The organism is Cytobacillus massiliigabonensis (genome assembly GCF_900199725.1).
Classification (GTDB): Bacteria; Bacillota; Bacilli; order Bacillales; family Cytobacillaceae; genus Cytobacillus; species Cytobacillus massiliigabonensis.
In genome coordinates this window covers 782,814-800,673 of sequence record NZ_LT904903.1, presented here as the reverse complement: position 1 = coordinate 800,673, position 17,860 = coordinate 782,814, and the positions used below count along the sequence as shown (strand labels likewise).

Annotated in this window: 18 protein-coding genes; 12 read left to right on the top strand and 6 right to left on the bottom strand. The window is 37.0% G+C overall.

Annotated features, from left to right (window positions below):
• The first annotated feature begins 16 nt into the window (after window positions 1-16).
• Together C1726_RS09940 and C1726_RS09935 are read left to right on the top strand one after the other, a co-directional pair.
• Window positions 17-1,189, top strand: coding sequence for an amino acid deaminase/aldolase (locus C1726_RS09940; RefSeq protein WP_102272989.1), 1,173 nt, complete (start codon window positions 17-19; stop codon window positions 1,187-1,189).
• The gene (locus C1726_RS09935) at window positions 1,189-2,523 is read left to right on the top strand and encodes a D-arabinono-1,4-lactone oxidase (protein ID WP_180968171.1); all 1,335 of its coding nucleotides are present in this window, start codon (window positions 1,189-1,191) and stop codon (window positions 2,521-2,523) included. The genes C1726_RS09940 and C1726_RS09935 overlap by 1 nt, the downstream gene beginning before the upstream one ends.
• A 62-nt stretch (window positions 2,524-2,585) precedes the next feature.
• On the opposite strand, the gene C1726_RS09930 is transcribed toward C1726_RS09935, so the two are convergent.
• Window positions 2,586-2,786 carry a cold-shock protein gene (locus tag C1726_RS09930; RefSeq protein ID WP_102272987.1) on the bottom strand — a complete coding sequence of 67 codons (201 nt, stop codon included), beginning with the start codon at window positions 2,784-2,786 and terminating at the stop codon, window positions 2,586-2,588.
• A gap of 347 nt (window positions 2,787-3,133) precedes the next feature.
• Here C1726_RS09930 and yunB point away from each other — a divergent pair, with 347 nt between their 5' ends.
• Window positions 3,134-3,898, top strand: coding sequence for a sporulation protein YunB (yunB, locus tag C1726_RS09925; RefSeq protein WP_180968156.1), 765 nt, complete (start codon window positions 3,134-3,136; stop codon window positions 3,896-3,898).
• 88 nt (window positions 3,899-3,986) lie between these two features.
• On the opposite strand, the gene C1726_RS09920 is transcribed toward yunB, so the two are convergent.
• Window positions 3,987-5,828 carry a M6 family metalloprotease domain-containing protein gene (locus tag C1726_RS09920; RefSeq protein ID WP_102272985.1) on the bottom strand — a complete coding sequence of 614 codons (1,842 nt, stop codon included), beginning with the start codon at window positions 5,826-5,828 and terminating at the stop codon, window positions 3,987-3,989.
• A 280-nt stretch (window positions 5,829-6,108) separates the two neighbouring features.
• Between C1726_RS09920 and C1726_RS09915 the strand changes: the two genes are divergently transcribed.
• The 3 genes from C1726_RS09915 (at window position 6,109) to C1726_RS09905 (ending at window position 8,412) form a co-directional block, all read left to right on the top strand.
• Window positions 6,109-6,840, top strand: a complete 732-nt coding sequence (locus tag C1726_RS09915) for a DUF3784 domain-containing protein (RefSeq protein WP_102272984.1) — start codon at window positions 6,109-6,111, stop codon at window positions 6,838-6,840.
• Window positions 6,841-6,870: 30 nt separating this feature from the next.
• Window positions 6,871-7,830 (top strand): calcium/sodium antiporter, encoded by a 960-nt coding sequence (locus C1726_RS09910; protein WP_102272983.1) that lies wholly within the window; start codon window positions 6,871-6,873, stop codon window positions 7,828-7,830.
• A 120-nt stretch (window positions 7,831-7,950) separates the two neighbouring features.
• On the top strand, window positions 7,951-8,412 hold the full coding sequence (locus C1726_RS09905) for a CoxG family protein (RefSeq protein ID WP_102272982.1): 462 nt from the start codon (window positions 7,951-7,953) through the stop codon (window positions 8,410-8,412).
• A gap of 54 nt (window positions 8,413-8,466) precedes the next feature.
• Here C1726_RS09905 and C1726_RS09900 read toward each other — a convergent pair whose 3' ends face one another.
• A complete protein-coding gene (locus tag C1726_RS09900) occupies window positions 8,467-9,003 on the bottom strand; it encodes a ribonuclease H-like YkuK family protein (protein ID WP_102272981.1) in 537 nt (178 codons plus the stop codon).
• A 227-nt stretch (window positions 9,004-9,230) separates the two neighbouring features.
• On the opposite strand from C1726_RS09900, the gene C1726_RS09895 reads away from it, so the two are divergent.
• Complete coding sequence (locus tag C1726_RS09895) at window positions 9,231-9,965, top strand: DsbA family oxidoreductase (protein ID WP_102272980.1); 735 nt, start codon at window positions 9,231-9,233, stop codon at window positions 9,963-9,965.
• Between the two features lie 56 nt (window positions 9,966-10,021).
• On the opposite strand, the gene C1726_RS09890 is transcribed toward C1726_RS09895, so the two are convergent.
• Window positions 10,022-10,474 (bottom strand): hypothetical protein, encoded by a 453-nt coding sequence (locus C1726_RS09890; RefSeq protein ID WP_102272979.1) that lies wholly within the window; start codon window positions 10,472-10,474, stop codon window positions 10,022-10,024.
• A 260-nt stretch (window positions 10,475-10,734) separates the two neighbouring features.
• Between C1726_RS09890 and C1726_RS09885 the strand changes: the two genes are divergently transcribed.
• The 4 genes from C1726_RS09885 to C1726_RS09870 are packed head-to-tail and all read left to right on the top strand — an operon-like array spanning window position 10,735 to window position 13,936.
• Window positions 10,735-11,259, top strand: a complete 525-nt coding sequence (locus tag C1726_RS09885) for a cupredoxin domain-containing protein (RefSeq protein ID WP_102272978.1) — start codon at window positions 10,735-10,737, stop codon at window positions 11,257-11,259.
• Between the two features lie 20 nt (window positions 11,260-11,279).
• On the top strand, window positions 11,280-12,761 hold the full coding sequence (locus C1726_RS09880) for a cbb3-type cytochrome c oxidase subunit I (RefSeq protein WP_102272977.1): 1,482 nt from the start codon (window positions 11,280-11,282) through the stop codon (window positions 12,759-12,761).
• Window positions 12,742-13,374, top strand: a complete 633-nt coding sequence (locus tag C1726_RS09875; RefSeq protein ID WP_102272976.1) for an SCO family protein — start codon at window positions 12,742-12,744, stop codon at window positions 13,372-13,374. The genes C1726_RS09880 and C1726_RS09875 overlap by 20 nt, the downstream gene beginning before the upstream one ends.
• Before the next feature lie 4 nt (window positions 13,375-13,378).
• Window positions 13,379-13,936, top strand: a complete 558-nt coding sequence (locus tag C1726_RS09870) for a hypothetical protein (protein ID WP_102272975.1) — start codon at window positions 13,379-13,381, stop codon at window positions 13,934-13,936.
• A 35-nt stretch (window positions 13,937-13,971) separates the two neighbouring features.
• Here C1726_RS09870 and C1726_RS09865 read toward each other — a convergent pair whose 3' ends face one another.
• Window positions 13,972-15,246 carry an MFS transporter gene (locus C1726_RS09865; protein WP_102272974.1) on the bottom strand — a complete coding sequence of 425 codons (1,275 nt, stop codon included), beginning with the start codon at window positions 15,244-15,246 and terminating at the stop codon, window positions 13,972-13,974.
• Window positions 15,247-15,720, bottom strand: coding sequence for an ArsR/SmtB family transcription factor (locus C1726_RS09860; protein ID WP_235822743.1), 474 nt, complete (start codon window positions 15,718-15,720; stop codon window positions 15,247-15,249).
• Between the two features lie 224 nt (window positions 15,721-15,944).
• On the opposite strand from C1726_RS09860, the gene C1726_RS09855 reads away from it, so the two are divergent.
• Entirely contained in the window at window positions 15,945-17,480 is a 1,536-nt protein-coding gene (locus C1726_RS09855) for a methyl-accepting chemotaxis protein (RefSeq protein ID WP_102272973.1), read from the top strand.
• The last annotated feature ends 380 nt before the right edge of the window (window positions 17,481-17,860 follow it).

Sequence of the window (17,860 nt, the reverse complement as noted above, 5' to 3'; positions counted from 1 at the left end):
TATGTGAGGGATTGCCTTGCTTTCAAAAGAACTGCTTAAAGAAATTTCTCTGCCTGCCTTACTTTTAGACTTAGATGCATTTGATGAAAATTGCAAAAAAATTGCTGAAAAAGCAAATGGGAAAACCATTCGAATTGCCACTAAGTCCATTCGCTCTGTTTCTCTTCTAAGAAGAATACTCCATTCAAACAAAGTTTTTAAAGGCTTGATGTCCTTTACCCCACAAGAATCCATTTTTCTATCAGAAAAAGGGTTTGATGATATTTTGCTCGGCTATCCTTGTTGGGATATGGATGCACTTCTAAAAATCGCCAAAATCAATCAAAAAGAAAAGAAAATCATTTTAATGGTAGATTCCCCGAAGCATATCGATCATTTACAAAGGATTGCTTCGGAGACAGACGGAAAGTTTTACGTTTGTATTGATGTTGACATGAGTACTGCTTTTGCCAATCTGCATTTTGGCGTCAGACGATCCCCGCTAAATAATGAAGAATCGGTCTTTCAGCTTGCAAAAAAAATTAAACAATCTACTAAGCTTGAGCTTATAGGAATGATGGGATATGAGGCACAAATAGCCGGTGTTGGTGACCACATCCCTTCACAATTCCTAAAGAACACATTCATTTCTTATCTGAAAAAGAAATCAATCCCTGAAATTGCTGCACGGAGAACAAAGGTTATCAAGAAACTTATGGATGAAGGCATCCACCTATCACTTGTTAACGGCGGCGGAACAGGCAGCCTGCATACGACTGCGTTAGAAGATTTTGTGACAGAGGTAACGGTCGGATCCGGCTTTTACTCACCGCTTTTATTTGATTACTATCAAAGCTTTAGCTATAAGCCTTCCCTCTTTTTTGCCTTGCCAATTGTAAGAAAGCCTTCTCCTCATATATATACATGTCTTGGAGGCGGGTATATTGCATCTGGAGCAGCTGGAAAAGACAAAATGCCAAAGCCGGTCTATCCCATTGGCGGGAAACTCTTGCCATTAGAAGGAGCCGGAGAAGTGCAAACCCCAGTATATTTCGAGGACCCGACATTGGAAATAGGGGATGCAATCGTCTTTCGGGCAGCAAAAGCCGGAGAGATATGCGAGCGTTTTAAGGAAATTATATGTATATCTAATCAGCACATTGTTTATCGGTATGATACTTATCGCGGGGAAGGAGCATGCTTTCTATGATGAAAATAGAGCAAGGCCGTACATGGAAAAACTGGGCACAAACTTTTGAGAGCCAGCCTGAAAAAATTTTTTATCCCTCCTCTATAAATGAGGTTAGCACCATCGTAAAAGAAGCAGCTATAGAAGGTAAGAACATTCGGGTTATCGGAGCTGGGCATTCATTTACAAGACTTGTTGAATCAGACGAATGGCTCATTTCCCTTGATGCTTTATCTGGGATTGAATCAATCGATAAAGACAATGGCACTGTGACTGTCTTTGGAGGTACACGACTCTATCATGTAGGCGAAGAACTAGGAAAACAAGGTTTTTCCCAAGAAAATCTGGGAGACATTAATGTCCAAAGCATTGCTGGAGCCATATCTACCGGAACACATGGAACTGGGCTTCAATTTGGCAATATCTCCACTCAAGCAATTAAAATATGGCTAGTTACAGCAGCTGGCGAAATCCTCCCTATATCCAAAACAGAAAATGCTCAGTATTACAATGCATGCCTTGTATCATTAGGAACTTTAGGAATCATTGTAAAAGTTACCTTAAAAATTATCGAAAGCCCTGTTTACGAATATAAAAGTGATCAAATAGAGTTTTCAATCCTCAAGAAGAATCTCACCCAATTAATCGAATCAAATCGACACTTTGAGTTTTATCTATTCCCATATTCGGATTTAATACAAATAAAAACAATGAATATTTCCGCCCAAAAACCTAAAAACTTACGTCTTCATCACTTTAAAAATTTATTGCTGGAAAATTATTTATTCTTCATTCTATCAGAGGTTTGCCGATTGTTTCCGAAAACATGCCGTTTTATCAGCAGACTTTCTTCAAAAAGCGTTGGCCGAACATCAATTGCAGCACATAGTTATCAGCTATTTGCAACACCAAGAATGGTTAAATTTAGAGAGATTGAATATTGCATCCCGCTAGAGCATCTGTTACCAGCTATCCAAGAGATTCGTGAATGCATCGAAGAGAAAAAGCACAAAGTACATTTTCCAATTGAATGCCGCATGGTCAAAGCTGATGATTTATGGCTAAGTCCATCCTACAAAAGAGATTCTGCCTATATTGCCTGCCACATGTATAAAGGCATGCCATATGAAGATTATTTTCATGATATGGAGCAAATTATGAAAAAATACGATGGCAGACCGCATTGGGGAAAAATGCATAATCGCAGCAATAATGAACTGTACAATCTTTATCCTAAGTTTGCAGACTTTTTAAGCATTAAAAATGAACTGGATCCATATGAATTATTTTTAAATGGCTATTTGAAGGATTTGTTGAATGACAAAGACTTAATGAATATGAAAAAGGTTCAATAGGTACGAAATGATTTAAAAGTAAAAAGACAGACTCCGAAAAGTTTTCGGAGTCTGTTTTTTATTTATTGTTTTACTACGTTAGCCGCTTGAGGTCCGCGAGCTCCCTCTTCGATATCAAATGTAACATCTTGACCCTCATCAAGTGATTTAAAGCCTTCCCCTTGAATCGCTGAAAAATGAACGAATACATCTTGACCTTCTGAAGTTTCGATGAATCCAAATCCTTTTTCTGCATTAAACCATTTTACTTTACCTGTTGCCATTTCTGTTTCCTCCTTGTGTATAGACACACCTTTTGTTTTTACTATTCTTGCTCAAAGTCATATTCAGGCGAAAAGTATCAAACTTATTCTTTCCTTTCATACCGAACAAAAATAATTCTCTAGATAATACCAAATACAGGAAAGGAATGCAAATCACTCTATGTTCCTTTTTTTAAACCATTCCACAAAAAGAGACAAAAAGCTTATGTTTATTTTTGCATTATGGACATATATTTGTACAAATGACCTGTTGGACATAATTACATTCATTTTCAAATCTATTTACATCCAAATGAGAAGCTAAAAAGAAATGAGTGAGTACATCACTTGAAATGGGAGGTTATTCTTTGCTTAGAAGAGTAAAAGTACGAAGGAGACGGAGATTTAAAGGCCCATTGCCATTTAAATATGTATTATTTATTTCATTTATCATTTTTCTATTAATGACGTTCGGAAGTTTAATCATTATTAATAAGAATATTGAACCAACATTAATTGGCATTGCCGAATCAAGGGCCCGTCAATTTGCTGCTCAAGCAATCAACGATGCCATTGACAAAGACATTTCTGAAAGCATCGATATCAATGAATTAATTGTTAAGCATGAAAACGCTGGGGAACCGAGCTACAGCTTCAACCCACAAATTTATAATAAAGCCATATCCGAGTCCCAAAAAAGAGTTCAAAAGTATTTAAACTTAGTAGAGGCAGGAGACATGGAACAATTAGAAAACTTTAAAAACGATATTGAAATTGATGTAGACAAGACCAAAAATGAAACAGGCATTATTTATTATGTCCCACTTGGCATGGCTACAAAAATGACCTTACTTTCAAACTTAGGGCCTAAGATTCCAGTACGATTAGAAATTATCGGTGATGTTACATCTGATGTTGAAGCAAAAATGGCTGAGTCAGGTATTAATAATACATTTCTAGAAGTCTATATCAATGTAAAAGTTCATATGAATGTTATCATTCCGCTAATTGAAAGTCCGATTGAAGTTTCTAATCAAGTGCGCATTGGTGATTTGTTTCATCCCGGCAAAGTTCCTCAATACTATAATGGCTCTGGCCAGGGAATTCCTGCTGTCATTCCGCCTCCACAATAAAGTGAAACTTCCATCAGTGGGGCTCTTACTGCCCGTTAATCTGCGATAAAGCCTGATCCCATTTGAGATCAGGCTTTTGCTTTAAAGATTATTTGTTCGCTTTTCCTTGATTAGATTGATAATAAAATTTTGCTGTTATCGATCCATCTTTATTTTCAACGATATCAGTTACATGGATGCCAGAATCAGCAGGTGTTGAGTTTTGCCCTTTCCAGAAGTAATACGAACCCGTATGAACTTTTCCAGATACAGGTGTCAGCTTACTGCCAGTTTTGAAAAAGTCTCCTGTATCTCCACGATTCACATTTTTCTCAAGGTCATATTTTCCATCTGCCTGAAGAACGGACAATCCATAGTGAGTAACGACTGTTCCGTCAGCGGCTGTTTCAGATTGATTATATTGGAAGCGCTTATTTTGCCAATTCTCTACATTGTTCGGACGGAAACCTGCTGTTTGATAAAGATTGATAATATTTTCATCCACATGCCAGGCGACTAATCCGTGTGCGTCCTCCCCTTGACGAACTAGCCCTTTATTAAATCCATCCTGTTGAATATTCTCAAATAGGAAATACTCTGTTCCGTTTGATCCAGGCACTTCCATTTTAACAATGCCATTTTGGCTGTTTGCTTGATTAATAGGAGGAAGCGTAATGGTCTTTACTCCATCTTCCGGTGTAACTTTCATTGGTTCTGCCCACCCTAAGAAAACCTTTGAGAATGGGTCAAAATGTGTTGGTGAATTTCCAGAATAAGCAGCATGGTCTGGATAACGCATCCATGAACCGCCTGCCATCATTGAATAGTTTCCTACACCTTCTGAAGTGTAGACTGTATCATAAAAGTCCGGCAGCCCAAGGGCATGTCCGAATTCATGAGCATAGACACCTGTCTGTGCAGGGAATGGTCCAGTTTTTAACGATTCACTATAGGAATCTGTTGCTGCATCATAACCAGCAACATTGCCTCCAATTCCAGGCTGAATATTATAGTTATTCACTACTACACCATCATATGTCATCTCTTCAGCAATCGTTTTATTAATCCACTCTTCCTCACTCATTCCAGAATATTCTGGTGCCGTTTTGCCAGTTTCATAGTATTTCCCATAGTATAGAGCACTTAATATATTCCATTTATGTGACCAAAATTGAGCAGGATCACGGCTGAATTCCGCCCCTGTTCCTTCATGAACAACGAAAACATTTGGAACTTCCCCATTTTCTGCATACTTGGAAAAATCGACTTGATCATCAGCAGCTTTTAGCAAATCGCGAATAAATTCACCTGTGTGCGCATCACCATTCACGTTTCCATTTACATACTTGCCATTTTCAGCATATTTCCCCTCTTGATCCAAGTAGTACGAAGCACCATGAGGCAATTCCACCCAAACAAATTCTGTATTTTCCTTGCGTACGAGATTTACCTTCCCATTGCTCGATTCCTTGTAAGCATTCTGCATTGTACGGTCTGTCGGAGCCTTGACCCCGTTATGCTCTGCATACTGTTTAAATTCATCTAATTCATACGGATTATATTGTGTACCAAAAATTAAATCTTCATAATAATGGGCAGGGACTTGTCCTTTCATATCCCCTATAGGCTCATCCCCATCCTTATACTTAGCTAGAAGAACGAGGACAGGTACGTCACCCTGTGCTTGTTTATAAGCAACATGGTTATCCCCTGCTTGTTGAAACTTTTTCCCATTGTTGGCCACTTTTTCGGCAGGGTCTACTTTTGAAAGGTCAATCCCTAACCGTTTTGCCTCCTCGGCAAGCTCTGGTGATACCCCTACATGGTGGGCTAAATTAATATTATATGTACTCTTTTCTCTTGCAGCAGAATCCGCCGAATGAACACCGGCGAAAATCGTGCTGCCTGTTAATGCTAATGCTAATGCTGAACTAGATAATACCTTTAACAAATGCAACACCCCTTTATATAAAAGTTATTACAACCTAAATATTAATTAATTTTCAGTATTTTCTGAATAGGGAGGAAGCACTTTTTTTATTCAGCTAACAAGCATGTCCAATGGTATATTTTTCTGGATTTTTATTGAATTAACCACTTCAAATGGATTCAATTAATGTTCCTTTACCCTTTCTATCGTTCAAGTTCACCTATGCACTCTTCACTATCAAGATGGTCACTAATCAATTATAATTAAATGTATAAACCATACATCAAAGGGAGTATTTAATATGATGGGACTTATTAGTACACAAATTATTGTTTCCGTTCTTTTTATCCTTCTAGGATGGGCGATTCGTTATAAGAAAGCATATTGGCTTATTTCCGGTTTTGCATCTAGGGCTGAACATGAAAAAAAGCAATTAATTACAAATGGTTCACCGCAAAGAACAGGTATGCTGCTGTTGTCAGCTGGTATTGGTATGCTTGTCTTACTCCCACTTCTCTTTACATCTTTTAAATATGCGGTTGAAGTTCAAATTGGCTTTATGCTCCTCTATCTACTAGGAGGACTAGTATATCTATCCAAATTTGAAATTCCAAGTAAACGAAAACGCAGTTATACAATAAGTATCATTCTTTTTATTGCCGTTATTGGATCAATAGGAACTCTAACTGTATCGAGCTATCAAGGTTATGATCTAATAGTAAAAAATAGTCGTTTTGAAATAACAGGCATGTATGGGGATGAATGGAATCTCAAAGATATTAAGCGAATAGAATTAATGGAAGAAATGCCTGAAGTTTTAGCAAGAACAAATGGCGTTGGCCTGCCTGCACTGTCCAAGGGGCATTTTAAGGTAAAGGATTACGGAAAAAGCCTCCTTTTTGTTCAGAAAGGATCTTCTCCATATATTTATATCGAATTGAAAAGCAGAAAAATATTTATTAATGATAAAGATCCAAAACAAACTAAAAATTGGCATGAAAAGCTACAAAAAAAAGTAGGGAATAGTAAATAAAATAAATTTTTGTGAGGTGTTGTATCGCTAATGTCCATCATTCTGTTAATTATCGGATTAGTCCTATTAATAGTTGGAGCAAACTTTTTTGTTGAAGGTGCATCTAAGATTGCTTCATACCTTCATATTTCTCCATTATTAATTGGTTTAACCATCGTTGCCTTTGGTACAAGCGCACCTGAGGCAACTGTAAGTATTCTTGCTGCAATGGCCGGGAACGCTGATGTTGCTATAGGAAATGTCGTTGGAAGCAATATTTTTAATATCACACTTGTTGTCGGTTTAACTGCAATCATCTTTCCATTGAAAGTGGAAAATGAAACCATTCGCAAAGAAATACCTTTTACACTGCTAGCAAGTGTTGCACTAATGATCTTTATTAGCGACAAAGTATTAGAATCTGTCAGCAATAATGTTGTCACACGCGGTGATGGATTAATATTATTACTATTGTTTGCTGTTTTTTTATACTATTTATTTGAAGTAGCACGAAAAGGCCGCAGCAATGCAATGGAAGAGAATACGTCTCGACCAACTGCTGCTGTATGGGGAAAACAAATCCTTTTTACGATCCTTGGACTCGGAGCGATTATTTTTGGCGGAGATTTAGTTGTAGATGGTGCCACAGAGATCGCATTATCCTTTGGAATGAGCAAAACATTAGTCGGATTAACCATTGTTGCAGTTGGAACTTCCCTTCCTGAGCTAGTCACTTCTATCACAGCGGCTATTAAGAAGGAAAGCGAAATCGCTCTTGGGAATATTGTCGGAAGTAATATTTTCAATATCATGTTCGTTCTTGGTGCCGCAGCCACCATTTCACCACTTGGGGTAGATCCAAAGATGTTCATTGATATCACTTTAATGATCATTTTAACAATTTTACTATTAGTCTTTTCACGAACTAATTTTAAAATCGGAAAGTTTGAAGGAGTCTTTCTCGCTGCTGCCTATATAGGCTACTTAATTTTTATTATTGCTCGTAATTAATGGAGAAATTTCACCATACTTTGAATTACTCTCCACTGGAAAATGGAATACTCCCGCTGAAATAAGAATAGATTTTCATGGAAAGCAGCTTAAGAAAATGTTCAAAAGGAGCGGGAATGAATGACAAGTTTTAGCCATCAAGTGGAAGTCAATGTACCGGTACATTTTGTTTGGGAATTTGTTAGTAATATAGATTATTGGGCACCACTTGTACCAGGTTACATTAATCATCATATTTTAACTGAAAAAGAATCCACATGGAGCTTTAAGAGCGACATCGGAATAATGAAGAAGAAAATTGAGTTAAAGGTCGATATTACTAGTTGGCAGGAGCCTTCAAAGATAACCTTTAACTTGACTGGATTAAATGAAAAGTTTTCTGGACATGGTTTTTTCACTGTTGAAGCGATTAATCAACAGAAAAGTCTCATGACCGGTCATCTTGATATCAAGGCGGAAGGAATAATGGCGAAAATGGCGAATGCTATTTTACAGTCATCGCTCCCCGAAACGACAACCGATTTAACAGCAGCTGTCGCAGCGAAAATTCAAGAAACATTTCTAATTAATTCAAAAAAATAAAGCTGGTCAGCACAATGAATAAAGTTCATTGTGCTTTTGTTTTGCTTACTCAGATCATTTTGTATATCTATTTGCGTAACTGGATGCAACAAATGCATCTGGTTTAATCTTCGGCTCTACTCCGATTGATTCCATTCTTGTCACCATCTCGTTTACAAACTCTCTAGTTTTATTTCTTTTACCTGCACCAATATCTAAATGTCCCTCCATCGAAAAAGTTGCACCTTGATAAATATGAGGGAGCACAATGTTAATCATCTCGTTCTTACGCTCTGTCGTAAATAATGATACAATCTCTTCTGTTAAAGAAGTTTCATAAGATATGCGTTCATGTAAATGAAGCATTTTCCGTGGAATGATATTTTTTCGTATACAAGCCCACGCCCCCTTCCCTTCATTTTGAATAACAATCCCTGTAATAAATACCGTGCGATTACAATGGACTTGAGAATCTGTACCAACCATTAACCGGTAATTTCCCCGAGGGTTTCTATTCATGAACTTAAGTATCCGATTAAAGACATCTTCAAATATCAAATGCCTTTCTTGTAAATTTTGAAATAAATACGTATGATTTTGATCAGTATTCACCTGATATCACCACATTATGATTAGATTGGATAGCAAAGCAGCAAAAAAGTTCTCGCAAACTCAGCTAAAATAACCTCCTCGTACAATTAGTATATTGAGCAAAACCGTTCATGTTGTTTGTTTTTTTACTTCTTCTTAAAATGTATTTTTCTCTGTAAGCATTTTTCATTAGATTTATCTTTGGGTATGCTACTATTAAGTGAACAGAATATGAAAGAAGGGGTCACATGAAAATAGAGGTATGGTCTGATTATGTTTGTCCGTTTTGTTATATTGGGAAGCGCAGATTAGAAAACGCACTCGCTCAATTTCCTTATAAAGATCAAGTTGAAGTTGAATTCAAAAGCTTTGAGCTTGATCCTAATTCTCCTAAGTACAGTGGCAAAAATATTCACGAGGCACTTGCAGCGAAGTATGGGATGAGCGTGGAACAAGCGAAGAAGACGAATGAAGGAATTGGGCAGCATGCAGCAAGTGTTGGCTTAACGTTTAACTTTGATGATATGAAGCCAACAAATACCTTTGATGCACACCGTTTGGCAAAGTTCGCAAAAGCCAGCGGCAAAGAGGCTATTCTTTCAGAGAAGCTTCTTCATGCTTATTTCACAGAATCAAAGGAAATTAGCGATCATACTACATTGGCAGATATTGCAGAAGCTGCTGGTTTAGACCGTCAAGATGCTTTAAACACACTTCAAGATAAAAATGCTTTTGCTAATGATGTTCGCATCGATGAAGCAATTGCCCAGCAATATGGCATAAGTGGAGTTCCATATTTTATTATCAATCAAAAATATGCTATTTCAGGCGCACAGCCACCTGAAACCTTTGCAAATGCACTGCAAAAAGTTTGGGAAGAAGAAGCAGCGGCAGTGCCTAAATTCCAAGACCTTTCAGGTACAGATGCAGAGGATGCAAGCTGTGCAGACGGAAATTGTGCGATACCAAATAAAGATAAATAATGGCAAAATAAAAATGCAGATCAATAATGTGATCTGCATTTTTCATTTATAACCTTCTATTCTAGTAACTTAGTTGTATACTGGGCTATATCCTTCATTATTTCTTTGTATGAGATAGAATCCCAAACTACAAAGACAATAAGACAGAGAAAATAGATCGCAGCATACCATTTTAAAAATTTTTTCGACATCAAAAATTTATTAAACAATACAAAAAATCCCGAAGCAAATAGTGAAATTAGAAAAACATTCACCTTCCATAAGTTATTAGCCTGCGTAATCGGCAATACTGCCTGCAATACGTGGATTGCATTGTCCTCTGCAACCTCAATAGAATGGCTTTCCTTCTCCCATACTCCCTCTTCAATGGTCAAGACATTTGAATGATTGTCCATATAATAACTATAGCCTATCAGATTAAAATCAGTTTTCATTGTAAAAAACAAAAGAACAAATAAAAGCACACAATAAGTGATGAAAGGAAAATATCTTGTATCAAACCTGCGCAAAGAACCCCTCCTCATACAAAAAATACAGAATATTCGCAATTATAATTGTACCATATTAGGTTTTTTTGAAAAAATAGGATTAAATACTTACTCTCACTGTTTTTAAGGTTAAAACAATACAAAATAAAATAAATTAAATATGGATTTTCTGTGACTAGGGTCACGCTTAATTGTGTCTAAATTTTGTATTCTAAAATGGCCATAAATGGGGATATGGTGCTCTTTATCAAAATAGTGGAGTATTGGGGGAGGTATTAAAAATGGTTCAAACAGTAGCATGGATTGTCAGTTTAATTTTTATGCTTTTAATCGCAGCAGTTTTCGGATTTGTCGCCTTCAAATCAAAAGAAAAACGTGATTATGAGCCTATCAAAAAGAAGTGGTATAAGGCACGAACTTTTTATGGGGCAACATTAGTTGTAGTCATGCTAGTCATTACAATTTATACACTTCGCGAATTACCGTATAACCAGCCCGCATACGGTGCAGGAAATGACCCTACAATTGTAGATGTCGAAGCTATTCAGTTTGGCTGGAAAATGAGTGAAACGGAATTTAAAGTGGGAGAACCGATAGAATTTCATGTCACTAGCACAGATGTCACCCATGGGTTTGGCATTTATGATTCAGAGTTGAATTTACTCGCTCAAACACAAGCAATGCCAGATTACACAAACAAAGTTTATATTACTTTTGATAAGCCAGGTACGTATGAAGTTCTTTGTCTAGAATATTGCGGATTAGCTCATCATTTAATGATCGGCAAAATCGAAGTGACTGAATAAAAAGGTGGAGGTGTTGAAGAATGGTTACGGCTATAAATAAAGGAGAATTTAAATCAAAAAATAATCTGATAGCAACTTATTTAATCATAGGTGGATTAGTGATTGCTGCTATGATGATTTTTGGTATTTTAATGCTTTTGGCTCAAGGTGGCGTGCTGGACCTTCCCCCTGCAGCATTCTATCAATTCTTAACTATTCATGGAACTGGAATGGTTGGCGGAGCAGCATTAGCAGCTTCAGCAGTTATGTGGTATTTCTTATCAAACTATGTAGAGTTATCTAAAAAAGTATTCAAGTTAAATCTTATATTATCTTTAATTGGCGTAGTAATGGTTATCATTGGTGTATTTTCATTTAAATACGCAAGTGCATGGACATTCCTGTATCCGCTTCCAGCATTGTCTGGAGGAGCCTGGGGTGTTACCGGCGCTCTTTTATACCTTGTAGGGATGCTTATTCTTGGTGTAGGATTCTTGCTTCTTTACATTGATACTGGAAGAGCCATTATTAAAAAACATGGAAGTTTAGGAAAAGGTCTAGGATGGGATGTTATTTCTGGAAAAAGAGCAGAAAAAGACGCACCATCACCAACAGTTGTTGCAAGTACGATGGTAACGATTGTTAACGTGACAGCATTAACTGCTGGAGCAACGGTTTTGATTATGAATATTATAAATGTCGTTAACCCAGCTTTTACATTTGATCCGCTTTTAGCGAAAAACTTAACTTATGCTTTCGGTCATATTTTTGCTAACTCCATTATTTATATGGGTGTTATAGCCGTTTATGAAATTTTGCCGCGCTATACAAACCGTCCATGGAAATCTAATCGTCCATTCCTAATCGCATGGACGATGTCAACAGCATTTACATTAGTCATCTATACGCACCATATGCTAATGGATTCAGTCATGCCAAAATGGATGCTCATTATGGGACAAGTATTATCCTATGCTAATGGCTTGCCAGTTCTCGTTATTACAGCTTATGGCGCATTAATGATTGTTTATAAATCAGGCATTAAATGGGACATGGCATCTGGCTTAATCTTTATGTCCATGTTTGGATGGGTTGTAGGTGTCGTTCCTGCCATCGTCGATGCTACTATTGTTGTCAATCATGTAATGCATAATACGAAGTGGGTACCTGGCCATTTCCACATGTATATGGGGCTTGGTGCTGTCGTCATGATCTTTGGGTTCATCTACTATCTGTCTAAAGTTGATAGCGGCTTACAAACGAATGGATTAGATAAGGTTGGCTTTATCAGCTATACGCTTGGCATTATTAGTGTAAGTGTCGGCTTCTTAATTTCTGGTGCAATAAGCACACCAAGAAGATGGGCAACACATTTTCCTGAGTGGATGGCTCCTGCAGTATTTGGCGCAATTGGCGGTGTTCTTGCTGTTCTTGCAGTTACCATCTTTATTATCCATTTTATTCGCTATGTAAAAGTTAGAGGTACTACAGGAAGCGATATAAATGAGCAAAAATTGGCGTAATACAACAGCGATATTTTTGACTGTTCTATTAGGCTGTGTATTATTTTATGCAGGTACAGATGGGTTTCGGGCATTTACAGCTGAAAGTGCCCGAACCTACAAATTGCTTCAGGATAAACCAAAATTTCCTGACGTTACTTTGGAAGACAGCAAAGGACGCGTATACCCTTTTTCAGAATTTGAAGGAAAGTACATCATGCTTACCTTTATTTATACGGCATGTTCAGATGTATGTCCGAAGCTGGAAATGAATTTAGCAGAGGTATATAACAAAGTTCCGAAAGCATGGATTGGAAAAGATATATTATTTTTAAGCATCAGCTTTGACCCTGATCGGGATGATGCTGCTACATTAGAAAAATACAGAAAAGCTTTTGATAGTGACGGGGAAACTTGGCGAATGGCAAGAATAGCTGACAAAGATGAACTAGACCATTTACTAAAAGAATTTGGAGTCATTGTCATTCCAGATGGCGAGGGTGGCTTTACACATAATTCAGCCTTTTATTTAGTCGATAGAAAAGGCTATTTGGCGGAAGTAATGGACTATACAAAAATTGATGAAGCAGCAAATACTGTAATAACGACACTTAAGAATGATACGGGGGAGTAACTTTATGAAACAAGCAGGATTAGGTATTATCTTGTACGGGATATTAGTCATTCCTCCTGTTAAAGCCTATACTGAGTCCATCATGCTGCTCCATATGCTCGTCCAGCTGCCTCTTCTTATTCTTGCAGGCTGGCTCGTGGGTGATTGGCTCATAAAGAAATTTAATCCTTTTTTCAAAGCATGGAATACAGATGGAGTCCCTGGCATGATCCTAGTTGTCTTTATTACAATGTATTGGATGCTGCCGCGTGCTTTAGATGAAGCAGTAACCATTTACTATATCGAACTATTTAAGTTTATTAGTCTTCCATTAGTTGGGTTATTTTTAAGAGATAGCTGGAAAAAGATGCAAACTTTAGGAAAAGGCTTTATCTTCTTAAATTATTTATCTATGTTTGCTTTAATGGCTTGGCTGTATATCGATTCACCCATTCAAATTTGCAATAACTATTTAGAGACCCAACAAAAGGTATTAGGCTGGGGGTTCCTTGTTATTACCATTTGGATGATCTTATACTTGCTGCAAGCTGTTTTTACTGATCACTCGGAAAAAGCTGAGTAAAAATCGACAGGTGACAAAAGCCTGCCGATTTTTTTTCATACTTCTGCAGAGATTGGCTTTGGGCTATCTGCTTCTTTTAATGACTCAACCAGTATTTTTCTTTTAATATGATATAGGATTAATAAAATGATGCTCATTCCACAAATGGCCATCAATATCCAGACTGGCATTTTTTCCAGCAGAAAGCCAAATATAATGTAACCTAGCGGCGCCATTGCACTTGCGCCCGTTTCCAGCAAGGACATCACTCGGCCTCGATAATCATCTGGCGTGCTTTTCTGCAGAAGGACCATAATTGGCATATTAACAATCATTATGAACGAAGAAAGCAGAAGAACCATAAGAATCAAATACGGAAAGAAAACGGCATTTGAAACACCCATCATGCCAGGAAAGTTCGGAAGTCCCAGCAGAATTAGCACAGTGGACATCGCTATTAAGCCGCCAAAAATGCTCACGTCCTTTCTCTTTATTTCACTTCTTGCTGACAAAATAATTGCCATTAGCATCATACCGACGGAGAAGGTCCCTTCAATAACACCTAATTGAACTGGCTTCATGTTCCTGATAGTTAAAACTAGATATGGCATGGCAACAGGAAATACAGCGAACCAAAAATTTAAAAAGACACTTAAGAAAATTAAATTCTTAATAAAAACCTGATTTTTAACGAAGGAAAATCCAGATTTTAAATCTGTAAATATTGTGCTGTCTCTTTCTTTTTTCTTTTTTTCAGCAAATAAGTCGTACTGAATAAAAATACTGGCGATGCCTGAAATCGTAAATGCGATGATGTTGATGAGCATGAAGGTTGTAATTTGAAAGAAGCCAAAGAACATTCCGCCAAGAACAGGACCTAGTATTGTTGAAAGTGAAGCAGCTGCCTGATTTAATGACATGGCTTTTTGCAGAAAATCTGGACCGACCATGTTGTAGATGGCTGATGTGACCGCTGAAGAATAAAATGTGTTGAGGATGCTTAGTACAGCTGTTGCTGTATATAGAAGCCAAATTTCTGGATAAACGTAGGTAAATAATAGCAAAACAATCATTAACCAGATAGCGCAAGCAAAGTCTGATGTAATAATAATTTTCTTCCTGTTCCACCGATCGCTAAGCGTACCGGCAATCGGTGAAAGCAAAATTCTAGGCAATATACTTAAGATTAAAGTTACAGCAAAATTAAGGCTTGAGCCTGTTTCAGCTAAAATATATAACCCTATCGCAAAGCCATAGATAGACGAACCAAGCACTGCAGTCATTTTTCCAAGGAGAAACAAAATCATATTCCTTTTTACTGCAATCGGCATTTATTTTTCCTCCTCTTCAAGAAGCTTATCAAACTGAAGGGTTACTTGATAAGACGTACGAATGACATCTTCTTTAACCGTTTTCTTTACATATTTCACTAAAAGATTATCGAAATCTGCTTCAAATTCCTTTATCTCTTCATCTGTCAATGAAAGACTGGTGCCCCTTGATCGTTTCCTTTCTTTATCTGGTGTATTTTCATCTCTTAATCTAAATTCTGTCGCTTTAGAGCGATAATACTTTTCAATAATCCCTTTGTTTTCTCTCGTTTCCTCAATTTCCAATATCCCCCCATTAAATAGCTGCTGAATATGATAATGGATACTTCCAGCTGTCTTCCCCATTTCATCCGCTACCTGTTTGGCTGTCATCGCCTTGTTATCCAGCAAATAAATAATCTTTACTCGAATCGGGCTTGAAATAAGCTTTTGCTGCTCCAAATTTATATCCATTGCTTTTGGGCTAAAGTCCATAATAATCTCCTTTCTAATTACATTTATCATTCTAATATGATTATATGTTCTAATTTTTTAGAATGCAATAAAAAAATGGTACATTTTAGAAGTAATTTTAAATTTCTTTTTATTTTTCTGTATTTTCAATTAATACTATTGTCATAGTGAAAATTCTATACTATTATAAAACTGGACATTATTCCCAATACTAAAGTTCTATACTACAAGAAAGAGGGATCCGTTTGATAAGTAAAAAGAATCAGTTCATGCTTATAATTACAAGTCTAGTTCTCTTAATAGCTATCATCATTAACATTAGGGGGAGAACCTTTCAATTATTTGACCATTCTCATGCACTTGGTGAAATGGTCATGTCTCATGATATTGAGAGTCAATTTGGTCTTATACTTACAATTCTTGTTTGCATCCCGGCAATATTCCTTATAATCAGCTTTTTACTATATAAAAAAAATAAGAGCCATCCTCTTATTCCTTATTTACTAACGTTAGCATTAACTTTTGGCAGTATTGCTATTATCTCTGGGGGAAGCGGAAGAGTAGAATTCCATTTTAGTATTTTCATGGTTGTTGCTGCACTTGGGTACTATCAGGAAATAAAATTAGTTTCATTAATGACAGCAATCTTTGCAATACAGCACCTTATTGGCTACCTATTCCTGCCTGAGATTGTATTTGGCGTTAACCGATATTCACTTTCGATGCTGCTGTTACATGCATTTTTTCTAATACTAACTTCAAGTGCAGTTAGTATGCAGATTCTGTCTGGCAAAAAGATTGAACATGCATTAAAGGAAAAGCAGCAAAGCCAGAGAAAGGCTATTATCGAAGAAATTGTTACCCGTTTATCATTCACATCCGATCAAATCTTACAAGTATCTAAATCACTTATACAGCACTCTCGAGAAAATATGGATGCCAGTTTACAGCTTTCTACTGCCTTCCAAGAAGTATCCAGCAGCTCAGACATTCAGAAACAAACAATTGAAAAAAATGTTCATATGATTTCAGATATTCATTCAGGCATTCAAAATATTAATCAAACAGCGCAGGAAGTTACTAAACAATCTAATCAATCAGTTATGCAGGCTGATGAAGGAAGCAATTTAATTAAAAAACTAGCAAAACAAATGAATGATATTAAGTCAGATGTGAATAATTCATTTTCAACGATTCATAAATTACATAATCGTTCACAATCAATTGAGAATATTATTGAAGTAATTGCTAATATCTCTAATCAAACAAATCTATTAGCGTTAAATGCATCAATTGAAGCTGCAAGAGCCGGAGACTATGGACGAGGCTTCTCCGTTGTCGCAAATGAAGTAAAAAAACTTGCAGAGCAATCCTCTGATTCTACTAAGCATATTTCGGAGCTCATCCAGCAGACATTAGAAGAGTCTAATAGCTCTGTTGAATCAATGAAGAAAGTAATACATTCCGTAGGAGCCGGATTGGAGATTATCCACAATTCAAATACCCTATTCGGCGGTATATCTGAGGTGTCCAAAGAAGTTGCAGCTCAAATACAAGAAATATCTTCTCTTGCCATGGAACTGACAACATTTTCTGAAAAAGTTAACGCTTCAATGACTGACATGAGAGCATTCGCTGACCAATCGGCAACAATTACCCAGCAAGTAGCAGAAACTACCGATAAACAATATAAAATTACCGAAAGCTCTTATGCGGTATCCAATGATTTAAACAATTTAACAGCTGAATTGGACGACGTGATAACAAAGCTTAGAGAATAGATATATCCATACATGCAAAAAGCGATCCCCTTTTGGGTTCGCTTTTGTTTTGCTGAAGTTTAAGGTGACTTGAGTTATTCATGGCTACCAGTTTTTTCGTTCACTCATCATTTCGGGATTCATGAACCCTTCATGGCTACCAGTTTTTATGTTCACTCATCATTTCGGGCTCCATGAACCCTTCATGGCTACCGTTTTTATCGTTCACTCATCATTTCGGGATTCATGAACCCTTCATGGCTACCAGTTTTTCTGTTCACCTATCATTTCGGGATTCATAACCGCTTCATGGCTACCGGTTTTTTCGTTCACTCATCATTTCGGGCTCCATGAACCCTTCATGGCTACCGTTTTTATCGTTCACTCATCATTTCGGGATT